Source organism: Kitasatospora sp. NPDC034035 (assembly GCF_055575755.1).
Genome location: NZ_JBVISA010000010.1, coordinates 203,582 through 222,821 on the forward strand (window position 1 = coordinate 203,582; position 19,240 = coordinate 222,821).

Below are 19,240 nucleotides of genomic sequence, written 5' to 3' on the forward strand. Positions count from 1 at the left end.
GCGGGATGTTCCCCGCGCTGGTGCTGCTCTTCGAGGCCGGGATGTGCGGGTTCGCCCTCACCGGGGACCTCTTCGACGCCTTCGTCTTCTTCGAGCTGATGGGCGCCGTCGCCTACGCGTTGACCGGCTACCGGATCGAGGACCCGCGCCCGCTGCACGGCGCGCTCGCCTTCGGCCTGGTCAACTCGGCCGCCGCCTACCTGTCACTGCTCGGCACCGGCCTGCTCTACGCCCGCACCGGCGAGCTCGGCCTGGCCCAGATCGGCGCCGAACTCGACCGGCTCGCCGCGCCCGGGCGCGGCCCGGACGCCCTGCTGGTGCTCGCCTTCGTCCTGGTCTTGGCCGGTCCGCTGGTGAAGGCCGCCGTGACGCCGTTCCACTTCTTGCTGCCGGACGCGCACGCGGTCGCGCCGAGCCCGGTGTGCATGCTGCTGTCCGGGGTGATGGTCGAACTCGGCGTGTACGGGGTGGCCCGGATCCACCGGGTGGTCTTCTCCGGCGCGGGCGGCCTGCCCGACGCCGTGGTCCGGGACACCCTGCTGGCCGCCGGGGTGCTGACCGCACTGGTCGGGGCCGTGATGTGCTGGCAGCAGCGGCACCTGAAGCGGATGCTGGCGTTCTCCACGGTCGGACACATCGGCCTGTTCCTGATCGGCACGGCCCTGCTCACCCCGGCCGGACTGGCCGGCACGGCGGTGTACGTGGCCGGCCACGCGGGCGCCAAGGCCGCCCTGTTCGGGCTCACCGGCGTCCTGCTCGACCGGTACGGCTCGGTGGACGAGCACGGGCTGCACGGCCGGGCCCGCGAACTCCGGCTGCCCGGGCTGCTGTTCGGGCTGGGCGCGCTCGCGCTGGCCGGGCTGCCGCCGTTCGGCACCGGGCTGGGCAAGGCCGTCGCCGAGGAGGCGGCCGGACACGAACTGGCCTGGCTGCCCGCCGTGTTCGTGCTGGTGGCGGCGCTGACCGGCGGGGCGGTGCTGCGCGCGGGCCTGCGGGTCTTCGGCGGGCTCGGCGCGCCGCCGAAGGAGCACCCCGAGGTGGCCGACACCACCGGCGAGGGCGAGGAGCCCGAGATCCGCGCCCCGGAGCGGCGGCTGCCCCCGCCGATGGTGCTGGTGCCCGGGCTGCTGCTGGCGGGCTGTCTGGCCGTGGGCGTGCTGCCCGGCGTCGGCCGGGCGCTCGCGGCGGGGGCGGCGGCCTTCAGCGACCGCGCCGGCTACCTCGCCGACGCCCTCGGGCAGGCGACCTCACCCGCATCGACCGCGCCTGCGTCGACCGCGCCTGCCTTGACCGAACCCGGGGCGGCACCGCCCGAGGCCTGGTGGACGGCCTCCGGCGTCGGGCTCGGCGTGCTCTCCGCCCTGCTGGCCGCCGGCTTCGCCACCACCGCCGTCCGGCAGGACCCCCGGCGCGGCAGCGGCGGGCTCCACCGGGCGGTCGTGCTGCCGCTGCGCCGCCTGCACTCCGGGCTCCTCGGGGACTACGTGGCGTGGCTCGCCGTGGGGCTCGCGGCGCTGCTGGTCGCGCTCACCGCGCAGCTGTGACCACCATGCGGCTTTGACGACCGCGCGGCTTTGACGACCATGCGGCTTTGACCACCGCAGAAGGTGGCACCCGACTGACGGCTGGTCAACCATCCGACGCACCCGAACCGATTAGAAGCCAGAACGCTCCGCCCCGGCCCGCCCTGGTTCACCTTGAATTCACATGTGCATGTAAATAACGTTCACCTCGCCCGTCTAGTTTCATGGCGCCCCGTCGCCACAAGATCCACGCGACGGGCCCCAACTCTGACAAAAATGACCTGACGTTCGAGGTACCAACCATGCACGCATTCCCCACCCGCACACGGTGGCTCCGCTCCGGCGCCGGCCTGCTCGGCGCAGTCTCGCTGGCGGCCTTCGGCGGCGCGCCCGCGGCCTTCGCGGCCGACGGCCCGCAGACCGCCACCCCGATCAAGCACCTGGTGGTGATATTCCAGGAGAACGTCTCCTTCGACCACTACTTCGGCACCTACCCGAACGCGGCCAACACCGCCGACGACAAGGTCAAGTTCACCGCCAAGCCCGGCACCCCCAAGGTCGACGGCCTCTCCGACGACCTGCTCCACCACAACCCGAACGGGACCAACCCGAAGCGGCTGAGCCCGGCCCAGGCCGTCACGTGCGACCAGGACCACACCTACAAGGACGAGCAGCTCGCCTTCGACGGCGGCAAGATGGACAAGTTCGTCGAGCACACCGACGTCGAGAGCTGCAAGGCCCCGATGTTCACCCAGCCCGGCCTGGTGATGGACTACTACGACGGCAACACCGTCACCGCCCTGTGGAACTACGCCCAGCGCTTCTCGATGAGCGACAGCTTCTTCGGCACCACCTACGGCCCGTCGACCCCCGGCGCACTCAACCTGATCGCCGGCCAGACCCACGGCGGCTACCCGGTCGACCCGAAGACCGGCCAGAAGACCACCGACGCCTACGCGGTCTCCTCCCCGGACGCCAACGGCGTCGGCACCGTCATCAACGACCCCGACCCGGGCTACGACGACTGCTCCAGCTCCCAGCACAACCAGCTGGTGATGACCGGCAAGAACGTCGGCGACCTGCTGAACGACAAGGGCGTCAGCTGGGGCTGGTTCCAGGGCGGCTTCAAGCCGACCGACAACAAGGACGGCAAGGCCGTCTGCGGGGCCACCCACAACAACATCGTGGGTGCGTCGCAGACCGACTACAACCCGCACCACGAGCCGTTCCAGTACTACAAGTCCACGGCGAACCCCAAGCACCTGGCGCCCAAGGACGTGGACGAGATCGGCCACGCCGGCCAGGCCAACCACCAGTACGACCTGACCGACTTCGACGCCGCGGTGCAGCACGGCAACCTGCCCGCCGTCAGCTACCTCAAGGCCGCCAACTACCAGGACGGCCACGCGGGTTACTCCGACCCGCTGGACGAGCAGCAGTTCGTCGTCGACACCCTGAACAAGCTCCAGAAGTCGAAGGACTGGGCCTCCACCGCCGTCGTCATCGCCTACGACGACTCGGACGGCTGGTACGACCACAAGTTCGCCGAGCCCGTCAACGGCTCGCGGGACGCCGCCAACGACAGCCTGAGCGGCGCCGGTCAGTGCGGCAAGGACGGCGGCTGGGGCGGGTACGCCGACCGCTGCGGCTACGGCCCGCGCCTGCCCCTGATGGTCGCGTCCCCGTACGCCAAGGCCAACTTCGTCGACCACACGCTGACCGACCAGACCTCGATCCTGCGCTTCGTCGAGGACAACTGGAAGACCGGCCGGATCGGCGACGCCTCCTTCGACGAGCACGCCGGCTCCATCGAGGGCTTGTTCGACTTCAAGAACCCGCAGTCGGCCACTCTCCTGCTCGACCCGGCCACCGGCCAGCCGGCCGGCGCGGCCACCCCGACCGGCCAGCCCACCGGCGGCACCACCACCTCCGCCCCGGCCGGCCCGACGGACGGCACCGGCTCCGGCACCGCCGTCGCGGCGCCTACCAGCAGCGCGTCCGGCCCGGCGCTGGCCACGACCGGTGCGGACTCCAACACCCTGCCGATCGCGGTCACGGCCGTGGCACTGCTCGCAGTCGGCGGCGGCGCGGTGTTCGTCACCCGCCGCAGGCGCGGCCGCCGCGCCTGACACCCGGCCCGGCCCGCATCACCCCGGCACCGCCGGGCCCTCGACAGGGCCCGGCGGTGTTCGCGTTCCCAGGGTGGTCAGGCGGTCATGAACTCGGGCCGCGAGGAACAAGGGCCCCAGCCGGCCGTACGGCTGCGGCTCGGACCCCGCGCGAAGCGGCGCGGCCCGGCCGGGCGGGTGCCGCCGTCGAACGGGGCGTGGACGCGGGCGGCGGCGGACCGGTTGCTCCGTCCGGGGGCCGCCACGGCGTACAACGCGGGCCGGGCATCCGACGCGGGGACCGGCGTCCGGCTCCACCGGCGCCACAACCATCCCACCGGGTCTGGCCCGGTGGCCGTTCGGGAGGCTCCGAGGTTGCATGGACTGACCGAGCCCCAGCGATCCGGAGGTAACGCCGTGTACGAGATGTGGGCCGAGCACGACCCGGCGGTGTCCCCGCCCGCCGTGGTGTGGCACGTGGTGGCGAAGGACGACGCGACATCGTCGCTGTGCGGGCGGTTCCTCGAACCGTCCCAGCGCGTCGTCCCGGCGGGGGACGGTACCGGTTCGGCCGAGCCGGACCGGTACTGCGATCCCTGCTTGGTCACCGTGCGCGAGGCCTTGGCGGCCAGCGCCCGGTAACGGTCCGTTGCGGCATTCGTCACGCTCGTCACGCGTCGCTCGTCATGCGTCACTCGTCGCGGTCCTGGTCCGTCGCGGTCCTCGCCCGTCACGGTCCTGGTCCGTCACCGCCCGTCACCGTCCTCGTCATGGCGTTCGTCCGTCACGGCAGCGGCACGGCCGGCAGGCACGGGTGCCGGCTGTCGACTCCCGGAGCCGCGAGGACGGTGGCCACCTCTCCGGTGATCTCCACCCGGAGTCCGCCGTCCGCGCTCTCCCAGACGAGGCCTCCGTCGGGCCCCACCGCGTGCGTCTCGTGAACGACGACGACGGCCGGTGGAGCGTGCGCGCCGATCGGGCCGGGGAGCGTCACCGCGTAGTGGCGCGTGAGGCTTCTCATCACGGCCTCCTTCTCTCCCCACCCTGTGTCACCGATTGTCCTCCCGACCAGGTCGCTTGTATGCGCACCATTGGTCCGCGGGCGGGTGCCGGGACTGCGCCTGCGGACAGACGTCGGTCTCACGGGACGACCGGTGGATCCCGCTCCGCGTTTGCCCCGGCCTGGCGCGGCTACACGCACCGGTGGACAGGAGGCGGAGGCGATCCCATGACCATGCCGGATACCAGCGCCAACGGCCGCGTCGGCCGACCCCGGACCGGTCGGCAGGAGTCGCCCGACGAACGGGCGGACCGTCGCTGGAGCGACCTGCTCCAGGAGGTCCGCGTCGCCCAGACCGGTTCGCAGGTGCTCTTCGGCTTCCTGCTGAGCGTGGTCTTCATGCCCCGCTTCGCCCAGCTCGGCGGTTTCGACCACGGGCTGTACGTGGCCACCGTCATCCTCGGCACCCTCGCCACCGGCGCGCTCACCGCCCCGGTCGCCTACCACCGGATCTTCGCCGGTCGCCGTCTCAAACCCCAATTGGTGGACGCAGCCGCCCGGTTGGTGGCCACCGGCCTGGTCCTGCTGGCGCTGACCATCGGCTCCGCGCTGCTGCTCCTGCTCCGGGTCGCGACCGGCGACTCGGCCTCCTCGGGCTGGATCGCGGGCGCCGTCATGCTCTGGTTCGCGTCCTCCTGGCTACTCCTCCCCGTCCTGCACCTGCACCGCCACAACGGGGCGCCCGGCCCGCCGTCTGCCGAACCCGGGGCCGACCGGCCCCCGCGCGACCCCCCGCAGTGACGTGGGTACGGACCGCGGCACACGGGCCGCGTACGGCAGGCGTCCGGCAGGCATGCGGAATGCGACAGGTGCACGAAGGCCCCGGCCAGAGAGACGCTGCCGGAGAGACGCTGGGAGAGAGATGCCGAGAGGGACGCCGGGAGCAGGACTTCCATCCGGGATGGCTTCCATGAGCGCGACGAGCCCGCGGTGCGATGCCCGCGGCCGCTGCGGGTCCAGCACGAGCAGGCCGCATGACCGGGTCGTCGGGGTGAGGAGCCGGTGAGCCCCCGCCCTCGGCGGGCCGTACCGCTCGGCAGCCGCCGCCCTCGGGTGGCGCGGCGTCGCAGCGGCCCGGCCGGGCCGCCCGGGAACGCGCCCTCCGTGGACCGCGTCCCCGCCGGGCTGCGGACGGCCGCCGGGTACACCTGGCGGCTGGGGTTGCTCGGCGTCGGTGCCTACCTGGCCGTCGACGTCCTCGCCCGGCTCGAAGTACCGGTCATCGCACTGTTCGTGGCTCTGGTCATCACCTCGGTCCTGCGCCCGCTGGTCGACCTGCTGGCCAGGGTGATGCCCCGCTCGCTGGCCGTCCTGCTCGCCTTCCTCGTCACCCTCGCGGTGATCGGCGGGGTCCTGACGCTGGTCGGGACGACCGTCGCCGACGAGTGGAGTCGGCTCGGCAACGAGTTGCGCGGCGGCCTCGGCCGGATCGACCGCTGGCTGACCGGCGCCCCCTTCCACCTGCGGCCCGGCACCGTCACCGACCTGCGGTCCAAGATCGGCGACTTCATCGCCGCCCACCGCTCGACGCTGGTCAGCACCGCGCTCAGCGGCGCCGGCCGGGCCGTCGAACTGGTCACCGGGCTCGCGCTCGCGGTGTTCTGCTCGGTGTTCTTCCTGCACTCCGGCGACCGGATGTGGTCCTGGGCCCAGCGGCAGCTGCCGGCCCGCAGCCGTTCGGTCTGGGACGGGGCCGGGCGCGCGGCCTGGCGCACCTTCGCGGGCTACACCCGCGGCGTGCTGATCGTGGCGGCGACCAACGCGATCCTGGTCGGCATCGCCCTGGCGATCCTGGGGGTGCCACTGGTCCTGCCGCTGATGGTGCTGGAGTTCGTGGCGGCGCTCGTTCCGCTGATCGGCTCGCCGATCGCCCTGGCCATCGCTTCCCTGGTCGCCCTGGCGGCCCGCGGCCCGGTGATCGCCCTGCTGGTGCTGGCCCTGATCGTGATCATCGGCCAGATCGAGGGCCACCTGCTGCACCCGCTGGTGCTCGGCTGGTCGGTGCGGATCCACCCGGTCGTCATCGCCCTGTCGGTGATCGGCGGCGCCGTGCTGGCCGGCGTCCTGGGCGCGGTGGTGGCGGTGCCGGTGGTGTCGGTCGCCTGGGCGGTGATCGGCGAACTGCGCGAACAGCGGAGCCACCGCCCCCGCGGGCGCTGACCCGCAGGGCTCAGCCCGGGAGCGCGGGGGGATGGCCCGCGCGGGGGTGGCCTGACAGGATGCCCATGATCGACTTCAGTGACATTCCGCACGACCGAAGGGCCCCACCGTGACCACTCCCACCAGCACCGTCGTCGAGCGCGCGGACGAGCGGCACCGGTACGAGATCCTCGTGGACGGCAAGCTCGCCGGCTTCACCGAGTACCGGGACCACGAGGAGCAGCGCGTCTTCTTCCACACCGAGATCGACGACGCCTTCGCCGGCCAGGGCCTCGCCTCCCGCCTCGTCCAGGAGGCACTGAGCGACGTGCGCGCGGCCGGGAAGCGGATCGTGCCGATCTGCCCGTACGTCGCCAAGTTCCTCACCAAGCACGACGAGTTCACCGACATCACCGACCCGGTCACCCCCGAGGTCAAGAGCTGGCTGCGCACCGAGCTCTACTGACGGGCCCACGCAGTACGCGGGCGGGCCTGGCCTGGCCTGGCCTTCCCTGGCCCTGGCCTGGCCTTCCCTGGTCTGCCTGGCCTGGCCCTGAGCAGCAACCTCCCCGGCCCCGCCCCGGACCTGCCGCGCCCCATCGAGCAGTCGCTCGACGGGGCGCGGCGGGTGTCAGGAGCGGTCGGTCACATGTTGATCATGTGACCGGCGAGGCCGTGGATGGCCTCCTTGACCGCCTCGCCCAGGGTCGGGTGGGCGTGCACGTTGCGGGCGACCTCGTGGACGGTCAGGTCCCACTGCTGGGCCAGCGTCAGCTCGGGCAGCAGCTCGGTGACCTCGGGGCCGATCAGGTGGGCGCCGAGCAGCTCGCCGTGCTTGTTGTCGCTGATGACCTTGACGAAGCCGATCGGGTGGCCGAGGCCGTGGGCCTTGCCGTTGGCGGTGAACGGGAACTTGGCGACCTTGACGTCGTAGCCCAGCTCGCGGGCCTGCGCCTCGGTGTAGCCGAAGGAGGCGATCTGCGGCTGGCAGTAGGTGGCGCGCGGGATCATGGCGAAGTCGACCTCCATGGTCTCCGCCCCGGCGATGGTCTCGGCGGCGATGACGGCCATGGTCTCGGCGGCGTGCGCGAGCATCAGCTTGGCGGTGACGTCGCCGATCGCGTAGATGTGGTCGACGCTGGTGCGGCCGCGGCCGTCCACCGCGATGGCGTTGCGGTCGGTCAGCTTGACCCCGGTGTTCTCCAGGCCGTAGCCGTTGACGCGCGGCGCGAAGCCGATCGCCTGGAGCACCTTGTCGGCCTCCAGCACCTTCTGCTCGCCGTCCTTGGTGACGGTGACGCGGACCTTGGCGTTCGGGTCGCTGTCGTCGATCGACTCGACCCGGGTGGAGGTCAGCACCTCGATGCCCAGCTTGCGGTACTGCTTGGCGAGTTCGGTGGAGACCTCGACGTCCTCCAGCGGCACCACGCGGTCGAGGAACTCGACGATGGTGACCTTCACGCCGTAGTTGTGCAGCACGTAGGCGAATTCGACGCCGATCGCGCCGGCACCCGCGATGATGATGCTCTCCGGCAGCTGCTCGGTGAGGATCTGCTCCTCGTAGGTGACCACGCGGTCGCTGAGGCTGGTGCCGGGCAGCAGGCGGGTGGTGGCGCCGGCGGCGATGACGCAGTGGTCGAAGGTGACGACCTCGAAGCCGCCGCCGCTGAGCGCGACCTGCAGGGTGTGGTCGTCGACGAAGGTGCCCCAGCCGTCGTACTCGGTGATGCCGTTCTTCTTCATCAGGTAGTGGACGCCCTTGACCCGGCCGTCGGCCACCGATCGGCTGCGGCGGAAGGCCTCGCCGAAGTCGAAGGTCACCGTGCCCTCGACCTTGATGCCGAAGGTCTTGGCCTCCTTGGTGAAGATGTGGGCCAGCTCGGCGTTGCGCAGCAGGGCCTTGGAGGGGATGCAGCCGACGTTGAGGCAGACGCCACCCCAGTACTTGGCCTCGATGACCGCGACCTTGAGGCCCAGCTGGGCCGAGCGGACGGCGGCGGTGTAGCCGCCGGGGCCCGCGCCGAGGACGACGACGTCGTAGTGCGTGCTCATGTTGCTGACTCCTCCGAGGGTGTCACGGTGTCGTGATCTCGGTCCCATGGTGGCAGGACCTTGCGCGGCGCACCCACCGGGTCTCGGTGGATGCGCTCCGCGCGGCACCGTACAGGCCGCGGGGCCGGATTGTCAGTGGTCTCCGCTACGGTGACCGCACCGACGTCCACCAGGGGTGATGACGGAGGGGAGGGGGCCGATGGCGAATTCGGGCGCGGCATGCACGGCAGGCGCGGCAGGCACGGTGGGTACGGCGGGCGGGTGGGCCCGCCGCCCGAGGACGGCAGCGGGCCCACCCGGGCGTCAGGCCGTCACGCCGTGGGTGTGGCCGCTCGCGCCGGCGGCCGCCGCCTTCCCGGCCGGTACGGGCCGTTGTAGCGAGGAGAGGTCCCAGGCATAGGTGCCGACGGCGTGGGCGATCACGTCGATGTTGACGTCGAAGGCGTCCATGTCGATGTTGCCCAGGTTGTCGCAGGCCTTGTGGTAGCAGGAGTCGAAGGCGGTGCCCGCCGTGCCGCCGTAACGCTCCGCCTGCTCCGGGGACTTGATCTTCTCGGCGCCGGTGTCGGTGCCGCCGGCCGGGATGCCCGCGTCGATGAACGGACCGTAGTCGGAGCGGCCGTCGAAGGCGCTCGGGTCGTGCGGCAGGCCGAGGCCGTCCAGGTAGCCGGTGATGTCCCGTTCGATCTGCGCCGAGCCGTCGGGGCCGGCGCCGCCACCGGCGCTGCCGGAGCCGTTGTAGACGAACTGCGCGTAGTTGGGGGATGCGATCATGTCGAAGTTGAGGTAGAGCCGGATCTTCTTCTGGTCCGCCTCGGAGAGTGACTTCACGTACGCCTCGGAGCCCTTGAGGCCGAACTCCTCGGCGGACCACCAGGCGAATCTGACCTTGTTCTTCACCGGGTGGACGGTGAGGTTGCGCGCGACCTCGAGGATGCCGGCCGAGCCGGAGCCGTTGTCGTTGATGCCGGGCCCGGCCGGGACGGAGTCGAGGTGCGCTCCGACCATCACGGTGTTGTTCGGGTCGCCGCCGCGGGTCTCGGCGATGACGTTCCAGGTCTTGCGCGGCTCCATGACGGTGCGGATGTCGAGGGTCACCCGGACGGGCCCGGCGGCTGCCTCGGCGGCCAGGGCCTCGCCGGCGGCCTGGGTGATCCCGCCGGTCGGGACCTTCCCGGCCGTCGGGTCCCCGAGGGTCCCGCTGAGGTCGCCCACGGCGTTGTTGTAGATGAGCGCCCCGACCGCGCCCGCTGCCGCCGCGGCGGCCTGCTTCTGGGCGAAGCTGCACCCGCCGCGCCGGATCAGGGCGACCTTGCCGGTGAACCCGCCCGCCGGGTAGTCGGTGGGTGCGCAGCCGGTGGTGGCGCTGACCGGGGAGACCGCCAACTCGGCGGTCAGGCCCGCCTCCGGGCCGCTCACCGAGTACGTCATGGCGACCACGGGCACGGACTCGGCCTTCGGGGACACCACGTCGAGGCGCTGCGTACCGGCCTCGAAGAAGGTGTACTCGAACTCCTGCTTGGACACCTTGAGCCCCGCGCGCCGCGCCTGCTCGTAGACGTACTGCGCGGACTGCTCGTGGCCCTTCGAACCGGCCACCCTGGTACCGCCGTTGCGGTCGGCGATCCGCTGCAGCGCGGCCAGGGTGCCGCGGGCGCTCTCCGCATCGCTCGCCTCGACCAGCCGGGCGGCCAGCCTGGCGCCCTTGCGCGCCGGGTCCGGGTCGGCGGCGGCGCTCCCGGCACCGGCCAGCAGCAGCGGGCCGACCAGGGCGGCGACGGTCAGCGCGGCACCCGCACCGCGGCGGGTGGCGGCGATCCGCGGGCGCGATAACGGGGTGGCGCTGTCGAGCCGGTTGGTGCGGTCGTACCGGGTGGAGCGGTCGAGCGGGGTGGTCGAGCGACGGGTGCGCAGCTTCAAGGCGACTCCTTCCGACGGGCCGTGAACTCACGATTTGACAGGACCGGAATCGCGTTGCCAAGCCCGCCGCGCACCCCGCGGGATGCGCGGAAGGGGATGCACGGTGATATTGGAGGAGTGGGGCCGTCTCATCCAGGAGTGTGACCACATGTCCATGATGGATAAGCTCAAGAGCCTGCTGAAAGGCCACGAGGAGCAAGCCGACAAGGCCGTCGACCACGCGGGTGACACCGTCGACGAACGCACCCAGGGCAAGTACAGCGGCCAGGTGGACGCCGCCCAGGAGCAGGCGAAGAACCAGTTCCGCGACCAGCCGCCGCCCCAGTAGCCGGCCGGAGCCGACACGCGGACCGGGCCCCGGCCCCCTCCGTGTCCACCACCCCGGGCCGGCCGCTCGTCGGCCGGCCCGGGGTTCGCCGTTCGCAGGGTCAGCGGTCGCGGGGTTCGGGCCGCACCGCCTCGCGCGGTGTCTCGTCCTCGCGCGGTGTCTCGTCCTCGCGCGGCGTGTCGTCCTCGGTGGCGGCGCAGTTCTCGCACGGTTCCGGCCCGGGCCGCTCGAGCAGCCGTCCGCACTCCGGGCACACCCGGTCCAGCCAGCAGGCCGATTCGCCGCCTTCGTCCATGCCGCCGATTCTGCCCGGGCACCCCCACAAAGGCGAGTAGACACTGTCTACAGCCGACTGGTAGACAGTGTCCATGATTGATCAGGAAAGGGACCTCCGGGCCCGACTGGTGGCCGCAGGCGTCGAACTGGTGGCCACCGGGGGCGTCCAGGCGCTCGGCCTGCGCGAGATCGCCCGCCACGCCGGGGTCTCGCACGGAGCGCCCCGCCGCTACTTCCCCACCCACCGCGAGTTGCTCGCCGCCATCGCGCAAAAGGGCTTCGGCAGGCTCACCGACACCCTGGCCGGCGCCGACGCCCTCGCCGCCGCCACCGGGGCCGATGCCCGCAGCCGCCTCGACGCGCTCGCCCGCGCCTACCTCGGCTTCGCGGCCGCCGGCCCCGGCATGTTCGAGCTGATGTTCCGTCACGACCTGCTGGAGGGCAGCGGCGCGGAGCTGCGCCGCACCACCGTGCCGCTGTTCCTCACCTTCGTCGGCCTGGTCGCCGAGGTGCACCCGGACTGCGACGATCCGGCCGCCGCCACCGCCGCCCTGTGGTCCAACCTGCACGGCCTCGCCCAACTGCGCGCCTGGGGCAGCCTGCGGCTCATCACCGGCAGCGAGGACATCGAGCCGCTGCTGCGCGCCGCCCTGGACGCCCACCTCGGCCCGGCCGACCGGTGACGGCGCGGCCGCGCCGTCGGCTCACTCTCGCCGCGAGCATCACCGGTGCCGCGCTGGTCGCCCTCGACGGCACCGTGCTGACCGTCGCCCGGCCCGTCCTCCAGCACGACCTGCACGCCTCCGTCGCCGCCGTCCAGTGGACCGGCACCGGCTACCTCGTCACCGTCTCCGCGCTGCTGGTCTTCGCGGGGCGTGTCGGCGACCGCTACGGGCACCGGCGGGTCTTCACCCTCGGCGTGACGGGCTTCGCCGCGTGCTCGGCCGGGATCGCCCTGGCGCCCGGCATCGGCTGGGTCATCGCCCTGCGGGTGGTCCAGGGCGTGGCGGGTGCGCTGCTGCAGCCGGCCACCCTCGGCATGCTGCGCGCCGCCTGGCCCGCCGAGCGGCTGGCCGGCGCGATCGCGGTGCGCACGGCGGCGATCGGGCTCGCGGCGGCGGCCGGACCGCTGGTCGGCGGGGCGCTCACCGCGCACTTCGGCTGGCGGTCGGTCTTCCTGCTCGGCCTGCTGCCCGCCGGGGCCGCGCTGTTGTCGGTCCTCGCGGTGCCGTCCACGGAACGCCCCGAGGCGGCCGTACGGGACGGCGGGCTCGACCTGCCGGGCGCGGCGCTGCTCGCACTGGCTCTGGCCTGCCTCGTGCAGACCCTGGTCGCCCTGCCCGACTCCGGGTGGTCGGCGACCACGGCGCTCGGGCTCGCGGCGGCCGCCGCCCTCGCCGTGGCGCTGGCCCGGCACGAGCGGCGCACCGCCCGTCCGCTGCTGCCGCCCGCTCTGCTCCGCTCACCGGCGGTCGCGCCGCCGCTCGGCGTCCTGCTCGCGGCCTCGGCGGCGCTCCAGGGCGCGCTCTTCCCGGCGACGTACTACCTGCAGGACGTCCTGGGGCTCGACCCGCTGCAGAGCGCCCTGCGGGCGGCGCCGCTCGCGATGGCGATGATCCTCGCGGCTGCGGCCTCGGCCCGGCTGGCGAAGCGTCACGGTGAGCGGACCGTGGTGCTGGTGGGGATGTCTTTGGTCACGTCGGGCGCGCTGCTGACCGCCCGGCTCGGCCCCGGTTCGGGGACCGTCGCCATCGCCGTCTGCTTCCTGCTGCCGGGTGCGGGCTTCGGCGCGGTGATGGCCACGGCCACCGCGATGGTGGTCCGGGGCGCACCCACCGCCGAGGCGGGCGTCGCGGGCGGCCTGCAGCAGACCGCGCTGAACATCGGCCCGGCTCTGGGCATCGCGCTCGCCACCACCGCCGCCGGCCGCACCGAGCCCGGCACGGCGCCGGCGCCCGCCGCGCTGGCCATGGCCGCCGTGGCGGCGGCGGGAACGCTGCTCGCCGCCCGACTTCCCGGCCAACCGACCGACCGGGAACGGGAGTTCGTCACACGCCCGTGACCCCGTCGATGCACTCGCGGAGCAGGTCGGCGTGGCCGTTGTGGCGGGCGTACTCCTCGATCAGGTGGAACAGGATCCAGCGCAGCGAGACGGTCTCCGAACCGATCACCGCCGCCGCCTGCGCGATGAGCGGGCCTGCCGCGTCCAGGGACGCTCCCGCGGTCAGCTTGCGCCCGTACTCGACCTCCGCCTGCCAGTCCGCGAGCGCCTCGGCCAACCCCCGCGCCTGGTCCAGCCCGTACCCGTCCGGATTGTCCGCGCCGTACACCGGCGGCACCTCCCGGCCCGCGAACACCCGCTGGTACCACGTGCGTTCGACCTCGGCGAGGTGCTGCACCAGGCCCAGCAGGGTCATCGTCGACGGGGGCACGGCCGCCCGCCGCACCTGGCGGTCGTCGAGCCCGGCGACCTTCCGGCCGAGCGTGGCCCGCTGGAAGTCCAACCAGCTTTCCAGCATGGCGCGTTCGTCAGCGTGCGCGGGCGGAATCGGCCGCCCGTCCGGAGTGGAACCCATGCCCGCCACTCTGGCACAGCCGACGGGGGACCACACCCGGCACGGGCCCTCCGCGCCGGCCACGGCGGCGAGTTGACGAGCGTCCACGCCGCCGCCCTTCACTCGACCGGCTGACGCACCTGCGGCTCGTCGGCCGCCATCGGGGCCGGCGCCGACGCCGCCCGACGCCCCACGAGGGCCGACAGGAGCGCGAGCTGCAGCGCCGCGCCCACTGCCGGGCCGAGCCACACGCCCGACACCCCCATCGGCCCCGACAGCACCGCCGAGGTGGCGAGTTGGGCGCCGAGGCCGAGCAGCACGGAGAGCACCAGCGGGCGGCCGGCGCCCGCTGCCTGGTGGACGCCGCCGAGGGCCACCACCAGGGCGTACGGAAGGAGGTAGAGCGCTGCCATCCGCAGGAAGCCGACGGACTGCGCCGCCACCGCCCGGTCGTCGGTGAAGAGCGCGGTCAGCGGGGCGGCGAGCGTCGCGGACAGCAGCGCCGCCACGGCACCGAGCAGCGCGGCGAGGCGTCCGGTGTCGCGGCGCAGGGTGCGCAGCGCGCCGGTCTCCCCCGCGCCGGTGAGACGGGCGGCCTCGATCGCGGCGGCCTGGCGCAGCGCGTAGAAGGCCATGGTGACGACGAGCAGCACGCGGTAGCCGACACCGTACCCGGCCACCGCCGCGACGCCGAAGCCCGCCACCAGCCCGAGTTGGGCCGCACCGACGGCCATCCGGGCCGTGAAGTCCAGACTGAACGGCGCTCCCGCGCGCACGATCCGCACCGCCGCCGCGCGCACTCCCCCGGCGAGACCGGCGGTCCGCGCCGACGGCGACGGCGCCGGCCGTCCCGGCAGGCGTTCCGGCAGGCGTACCCGCAGGCGCAGCGTGACGGCGAAGGCGATCGCCCGCGAGGCCGTCAGGGCCAGCGCCGCGCCCGGTACACCGAGGCCGGGCAGCGGGCCGGCGCCGAGGATCAGCAGGGGGTCGAGGGCGAGCAGCAGCGCGTTGGAGAGCAGGGCGATCCGCATCGGGGTGCGGGTGTCGCCCGCCCCCTTGAACAGTTCGTCGGCGACGCGCTGGCCGAAGAACAGCGGGAAGGCCGGGAGGGCCACGGCGAGGTACTCGGCGGCGCGGGCGGCGGCTTCGCCGTCCAGGAAGGCCCCCGCCAGCCGGTCGCGCAGCAGGAAGCCGGGGACGGCGAGCGCGAGGCTTCCGGCGGTACAGAGCCGCCAGGCGGCCCGGGTGGTCCGGGCGGCCTCGGCGTGATCGCCCGCGCCGAGGGCGTGGGAGAGCCGGACGCTGGTACCGGAGCCGACCACCAGGACGAGCCCGAGCAGCAGGTTCTCGACGGTTCCGGCGAGTGTGACGGCGGCGACCGCGGCCCCGCCGAGGCCGGCCACCCAGAGGGTGCCGATCACCGAGGCGATCACCCCGGACAGCAGTTCCGCGTAGACGGGTACGGCGAGCGCCGTGAGTCGGGACAGATGCCCGCGCATGATTCCTCCCCTGTTCCGCCGCCCGAAGCCGCGCCCGGACCTGGGCCGGGGCCTCGGAATGGTCCGGGATCTCGGGCTTGGTGCGGAGGCCTCGGGTGTGGACCGGAGGCGTGGACCGGAGGCCTGGGCGGCAACCTCGAATAGAGATACATCGGATCGAGGTATATCGGCAAGAGGTAGCATGGCCGCTCCACCGGGCGCACTTCGACGGAAGGGCTTCGACCGTGCTGACCCTCGCGATCCTCGGCTTCCTGTACGACGAGCCGCTGCACGGCTACGAGCTCAAGTCCCGGATCACCGGCCTGACCGGCCACATCCGCCCGGTCAGCGACGGCGCGCTCTACCCCGCCATCGCACGACTGGAGAAGGCCGGCCTGCTGTCCCGCCGCACCGAACCGGGCACCGGTGCCGCGCCGCGCCAGACCCTGGAGCCGACCGAGGACGGCCGGGCCGAACTGCTCCGGCGGCTGGCCGACCCGGAGCAGGTCGAGATCACCGACCAGATCCGCTTCTTCACGCTCACCACGTTCCTGCACCACCTCGCCGACCCACCCCGGCAGGCCGCCGTCCTCCGCCGCCGACTGGCCTTCCTGGCCGCGCCGAGCAGCTTCTTCTACGACGGCGACGGCCGACCGGTCACCGCCGAGCGCGAGCCCAACCCCTTCCGGCGCGGGATGCTGCTCGTCGCCCGGGCCTCCTCGGCGGCCGAACGGACCTGGCTGGAGGAGACCATCGCGGAGCTGGAAGAGCCCCGGTAGCGCCCCGCAGCCCCTGGCAGCCCCCATAGCCCCCACAGCCCCACCCGCTCGAACGACCGAGCGAACAACCGGAATCAGGTTCCTCCGGACCTGGTTCCACCGGGCCCCGGCGTGGCTATGATGATCCGCCTCACGTCCTCGGCGTCCCTCCGCGGCGTGACCCGCCACCGCGCCCCGCCGTCCCCCTGGAGGCCGCCGTGCCCACTGCCGAGACCGCAACCGCCCGTCCCGTGCCGCTGCAGCGCGACGACATCCCCGGCTGGTTCTTCAGTCTCGATCGGGCTGCTTTCAGCCATCTGCTGTCCGCCCAGAGCGCCGCCGGCGTCACCGGCGACATCCTGGAACTCGGCAGCTACCTGGGCCGCAGCGCCGTCCTGCTCGGCGACCACCTGCGGCCGGGCGAACGGCTGACGGTCTGCGACCTGTTCGACTCCGAGGCGGGCGACGACGACAACGCCGCCGAGATGGCCATGTCCTACCGCAAGACACTGACCCGCAGCGCCTTCGAGTCCAACTACCTGGCCTTCCACCACGAGCTGCCCGAGATCGTGCAGGCGCCCACCTCGGCGCTGGCCGACGGCCGGATCCCGGCGGGCAGCTGCCGGTTCGTCCACGTCGACGCCTCCCACCTGTACGAACACGTCGCCGGGGACATCACCGTGGCGCGGGCCGCGCTCACCCAGGACGGCCTGATCGCCCTGGACGACTACCGCTCCGAGCACACCCCGGGCGTCTCGGCCGCGGTCTGGGAGGCGGTCTTCACCGGCGGACTGCAGCCGGTGCTGCTCACCCCGATGAAGTTCTACGGCACCTGGGGCGACGCCGCGGCCGCCCGGCAGGTCCTCCTGGAGCGGGACTGGCGGGCCGAGGGCTACACGGTGGACGAGGACACCATCGCCGGGGCACGCGTGCCGCGCCTCAACTACCGGGTCAAGGCCCCCGTCCAGCGCTCCGCCTCGCGCCGACTGGCACTGGAGCTGCTGCCCCCCGTCGCCACCAAGGCGACCCGCCGGATGCTCCGGACGCTGCGCGAGCGGCGTGCCGTGCCGCCGCCACGCGCCTGAGCCCCGACGGGCCGGCCATCCGTTTCACTCCTGCTGTCCCGTCCGCCACGTCCGCCGCCCAGTGGGGGCGGGCCGGGGTCGGCGCCCGCTCCGCCGTCGGCGTCGGCTGCCACACCGGTGCCGCCGACGCCGGCACGAACACGTAGGCGAGGACCGAGCCGAGGATCCCGGCCGCCGCGGCGGCCACCAGGAGGAGGTTCAGGCCCTCGAACGGCGCGGCGCCGCCCTGCCGGAACAGCACGCCGAACGCCGCGACCCCCAGGGCCTGCCCCAGCTGACGGAACGTCGCCACGACCCCGACGGCCAGGCCCGCCCGCTCCGGCGGCAGCGCCGCGAACACCGCCGCACCCATCGCCGGGGCCCATCAGACGGACGCCGACACCGGTCGGCGCCGGCCCGGCCGCGCGCCCGTAGCGGCCGAGGAGCGCACGTCCAATCCGGCCTGCAGCGTGCGGGCGCCCTGCTGCCGCTCGAACGGGTCCCGTGGTGACGGATGAGTGGGTGGGCGGAGGGTTGGGCGGAGGGCTGGGCGGAGGGCTGGGCGGAGGGTTGGGCGGAGGGCCGATGAGCTTCTTTTACGACTGACGTATTTTCAAAAGGCCTTCACTCCAACGGGGGAATCTCCTTTAAAGATTTGCCCACGGAACATTAAAGGGCGCATAGTGATGACACCTCAGTTTGGTCTAGCGAACACCAAGTCCAGGCAAAGTCATCCCAGGTGAGGAGAAGGCCTTGTTCCACGGAATCACGATGGCGGACGCCCCCGGGCAGCGGCTCCGCGAGGAGATCGCGGGCCCCGGCACCACGCCCCTGATCGGCGTCTACGACATGTACTCGGCCTCCATCGCGGCCGAGCACTACAACGGCATGTTCGTCTCCGGCTTCGGCTTCGCGGCCTCCTACTACGGGCTGCCCGATATCGGTTTCATCGCCTGGCCGGACATGGTCGCCTTCGTCGAGCGGCTGCGCGGCGCGTTCCCCCTGCACCACCTGCTGGTGGACATCGACGACGGGTACGTCGATCCCGAGGTGGCCTGCCATGTCGTGCGCCGGCTTGAACGCATCGGCGCCTCGGGCGTGATCCTGGAGGACCAGAAGCGGCCGCGCCGCTGCGGTCACGCGGACGGCAAGCAGGTCCTCCCGCTGGAGGAGTACCTGGCGAAGCTGGAGCTCGTCCTCGCCAACCGGACGGACCTCGTGGTGGTCGCCCGCACCGACGCCACCGAGGAGGACGACATCCTGCGCCGTGCCCGGGCGCTCGCCGCCACGGACGCCGACGTGGTGCTCGTCGACGGCGTGCGCAGCGAGGCGTGGATCCGCCGGATCCGCGCGGTGGTCGGCGACAAGCCGCTGCTGTTCAACCAGATCGGCGGCGGCAAGTCCCCCCGGCTCTCGCTCTCGGAGCTGACGGAGCTGGGGGTGGACGTGGCCATCTACAGCACGCCCTGTCTGTTCGCCGCGCACCGGGCGATGGAGGAGGCGCTGGCCGGGCTGAAGGTCGCCGATGGGCGACTGCCCGCCGCAGCCGAGGAGAGCCGGCAGATCGGCGTGCGGGAGTCCACCGAGCTGCTGGAGCGGAACATCTCCCGCTCCCGGGGGCTGACGGCGGTGACGGCGTGAGGGCCGGGCCTCGCGGGCCCGCCCCGCCCTCGGCGGCTGCCGTCCTGCGGGCCGGCGCGCTGGGGCTGGCCGGGGCGTGCGCTGTGCTCGCGGGCGGGGTCGCACCCGCGGCCGCCGGCAGTCTGATCACGGTCGTGGACAACTCCCACGCGGACTCCTGGCTCGAGATCGACCGGACGGCCAATGTCCAGAACGGCAGCGGCTCGGCGGGCAGCGACCACGACGGCGCGGGCTCGCTGGTGGGCGGTGTCCTGGGGCCGGGTTCGTCGGCCGGGCCCGCGCTCCGCCCAGTGGCGGGAGGCGGCCCGTGAGCGACCGTCCGGCCGACTCGAAGCGGC

General features: G+C 73.2%; 19 protein-coding genes. 13 read left to right on the forward strand and 6 right to left on the reverse strand.

The features are described from left to right. The first annotated feature begins 5 nt into the window (after positions 1-5). From ACZ52J_RS16925 to ACZ52J_RS16935, 3 genes are all read left to right on the forward strand, one after another. Positions 6-1,544, forward strand: a complete 1,539-nt coding sequence (locus tag ACZ52J_RS16925) for a complex I subunit 5 family protein (protein WP_465619547.1) — start codon at positions 6-8, stop codon at positions 1,542-1,544. 281 nt (positions 1,545-1,825) lie between these two features. Continuing rightward, on the forward strand, positions 1,826-3,652 hold the full coding sequence (locus ACZ52J_RS16930; RefSeq protein WP_465619549.1) for an alkaline phosphatase family protein: 1,827 nt from the start codon (positions 1,826-1,828) through the stop codon (positions 3,650-3,652). Between the two features lie 396 nt (positions 3,653-4,048). Further along, positions 4,049-4,273 carry a hypothetical protein gene (locus ACZ52J_RS16935; RefSeq protein ID WP_465619551.1) on the forward strand — a complete coding sequence of 75 codons (225 nt, stop codon included), beginning with the start codon at positions 4,049-4,051 and terminating at the stop codon, positions 4,271-4,273. Positions 4,274-4,415: 142 nt separating this feature from the next. Here the strand turns inward: ACZ52J_RS16935 and ACZ52J_RS16940 are convergent, their stop codons facing one another. Next, a complete protein-coding gene (locus ACZ52J_RS16940) occupies positions 4,416-4,652 on the reverse strand; it encodes a DUF6296 family protein (RefSeq protein WP_360491120.1) in 237 nt (78 codons plus the stop codon). A gap of 213 nt (positions 4,653-4,865) precedes the next feature. Between ACZ52J_RS16940 and ACZ52J_RS16945 the strand changes: the two genes are divergently transcribed. The 3 genes from ACZ52J_RS16945 to ACZ52J_RS16955 all read left to right on the forward strand — a co-directional run bounded on the left by ACZ52J_RS16945 (position 4,866) and on the right by ACZ52J_RS16955 (position 7,296). After that, positions 4,866-5,432, forward strand: a complete 567-nt coding sequence (locus tag ACZ52J_RS16945) for a DUF6328 family protein (RefSeq protein WP_465619667.1) — start codon at positions 4,866-4,868, stop codon at positions 5,430-5,432. Between the two features lie 363 nt (positions 5,433-5,795). After that, positions 5,796-6,851 (forward strand): AI-2E family transporter, encoded by a 1,056-nt coding sequence (locus ACZ52J_RS16950; RefSeq protein WP_360491126.1) that lies wholly within the window; start codon positions 5,796-5,798, stop codon positions 6,849-6,851. Positions 6,852-6,960: 109 nt separating this feature from the next. Next, on the forward strand, positions 6,961-7,296 hold the full coding sequence (locus tag ACZ52J_RS16955; protein ID WP_360491129.1) for a GNAT family N-acetyltransferase: 336 nt from the start codon (positions 6,961-6,963) through the stop codon (positions 7,294-7,296). Between the two features lie 179 nt (positions 7,297-7,475). Here ACZ52J_RS16955 and lpdA read toward each other — a convergent pair whose 3' ends face one another. Further along, entirely contained in the window at positions 7,476-8,882 is a 1,407-nt protein-coding gene (lpdA, locus tag ACZ52J_RS16960) for a dihydrolipoyl dehydrogenase (RefSeq protein ID WP_465619553.1), read from the reverse strand. 303 nt (positions 8,883-9,185) lie between these two features. Continuing rightward, positions 9,186-10,700, reverse strand: a complete 1,515-nt coding sequence (locus ACZ52J_RS16965; RefSeq protein ID WP_465619669.1) for a M28 family metallopeptidase — start codon at positions 10,698-10,700, stop codon at positions 9,186-9,188. 250 nt (positions 10,701-10,950) lie between these two features. Here ACZ52J_RS16965 and ACZ52J_RS16970 point away from each other — a divergent pair, with 250 nt between their 5' ends. After that, the gene (locus ACZ52J_RS16970) at positions 10,951-11,130 is read left to right on the forward strand and encodes an antitoxin (RefSeq protein ID WP_360491135.1); all 180 of its coding nucleotides are present in this window, start codon (positions 10,951-10,953) and stop codon (positions 11,128-11,130) included. A 100-nt stretch (positions 11,131-11,230) separates the two neighbouring features. Here ACZ52J_RS16970 and ACZ52J_RS16975 read toward each other — a convergent pair whose 3' ends face one another. Continuing rightward, positions 11,231-11,425: a hypothetical protein gene (locus ACZ52J_RS16975; protein WP_465619555.1), complete on the reverse strand. Its 195-nt coding sequence runs from the start codon at positions 11,423-11,425 to the stop codon at positions 11,231-11,233. Positions 11,426-11,498: 73 nt separating this feature from the next. On the opposite strand from ACZ52J_RS16975, the gene ACZ52J_RS16980 reads away from it, so the two are divergent. Further along, positions 11,499-12,089 carry a TetR/AcrR family transcriptional regulator gene (locus ACZ52J_RS16980; RefSeq protein WP_465619557.1) on the forward strand — a complete coding sequence of 197 codons (591 nt, stop codon included), beginning with the start codon at positions 11,499-11,501 and terminating at the stop codon, positions 12,087-12,089. Beyond that, a complete protein-coding gene (locus tag ACZ52J_RS16985) occupies positions 12,086-13,468 on the forward strand; it encodes an MFS transporter (protein ID WP_465619559.1) in 1,383 nt (460 codons plus the stop codon). The genes ACZ52J_RS16980 and ACZ52J_RS16985 overlap by 4 nt, the downstream gene beginning before the upstream one ends. Here ACZ52J_RS16985 and ACZ52J_RS16990 read toward each other — a convergent pair. Further along, positions 13,455-13,982 (reverse strand): DinB family protein, encoded by a 528-nt coding sequence (locus ACZ52J_RS16990; RefSeq protein ID WP_465619561.1) that lies wholly within the window; start codon positions 13,980-13,982, stop codon positions 13,455-13,457. The genes ACZ52J_RS16985 and ACZ52J_RS16990 overlap by 14 nt on opposite strands. A 98-nt stretch (positions 13,983-14,080) precedes the next feature. Then, entirely contained in the window at positions 14,081-15,460 is a 1,380-nt protein-coding gene (locus ACZ52J_RS16995) for an MATE family efflux transporter (RefSeq protein ID WP_465619563.1), read from the reverse strand. Between the two features lie 224 nt (positions 15,461-15,684). On the opposite strand from ACZ52J_RS16995, the gene ACZ52J_RS17000 reads away from it, so the two are divergent. The 4 genes from ACZ52J_RS17000 to ACZ52J_RS17015 all read left to right on the forward strand — a co-directional run bounded on the left by ACZ52J_RS17000 (position 15,685) and on the right by ACZ52J_RS17015 (position 19,213). Then, positions 15,685-16,218 carry a PadR family transcriptional regulator gene (locus ACZ52J_RS17000; protein ID WP_465619565.1) on the forward strand — a complete coding sequence of 178 codons (534 nt, stop codon included), beginning with the start codon at positions 15,685-15,687 and terminating at the stop codon, positions 16,216-16,218. Between the two features lie 197 nt (positions 16,219-16,415). After that, a complete protein-coding gene (locus ACZ52J_RS17005; protein WP_360491156.1) occupies positions 16,416-17,282 on the forward strand; it encodes a class I SAM-dependent methyltransferase in 867 nt (288 codons plus the stop codon). 750 nt (positions 17,283-18,032) lie between these two features. After that, positions 18,033-18,902, forward strand: a complete 870-nt coding sequence (locus tag ACZ52J_RS17010) for an isocitrate lyase/PEP mutase family protein (RefSeq protein ID WP_465619670.1) — start codon at positions 18,033-18,035, stop codon at positions 18,900-18,902. Continuing rightward, entirely contained in the window at positions 18,899-19,213 is a 315-nt protein-coding gene (locus ACZ52J_RS17015; RefSeq protein WP_465619567.1) for a hypothetical protein, read from the forward strand. The genes ACZ52J_RS17010 and ACZ52J_RS17015 overlap by 4 nt, the downstream gene beginning before the upstream one ends. Positions 19,214-19,240 lie beyond the last annotated feature (27 nt).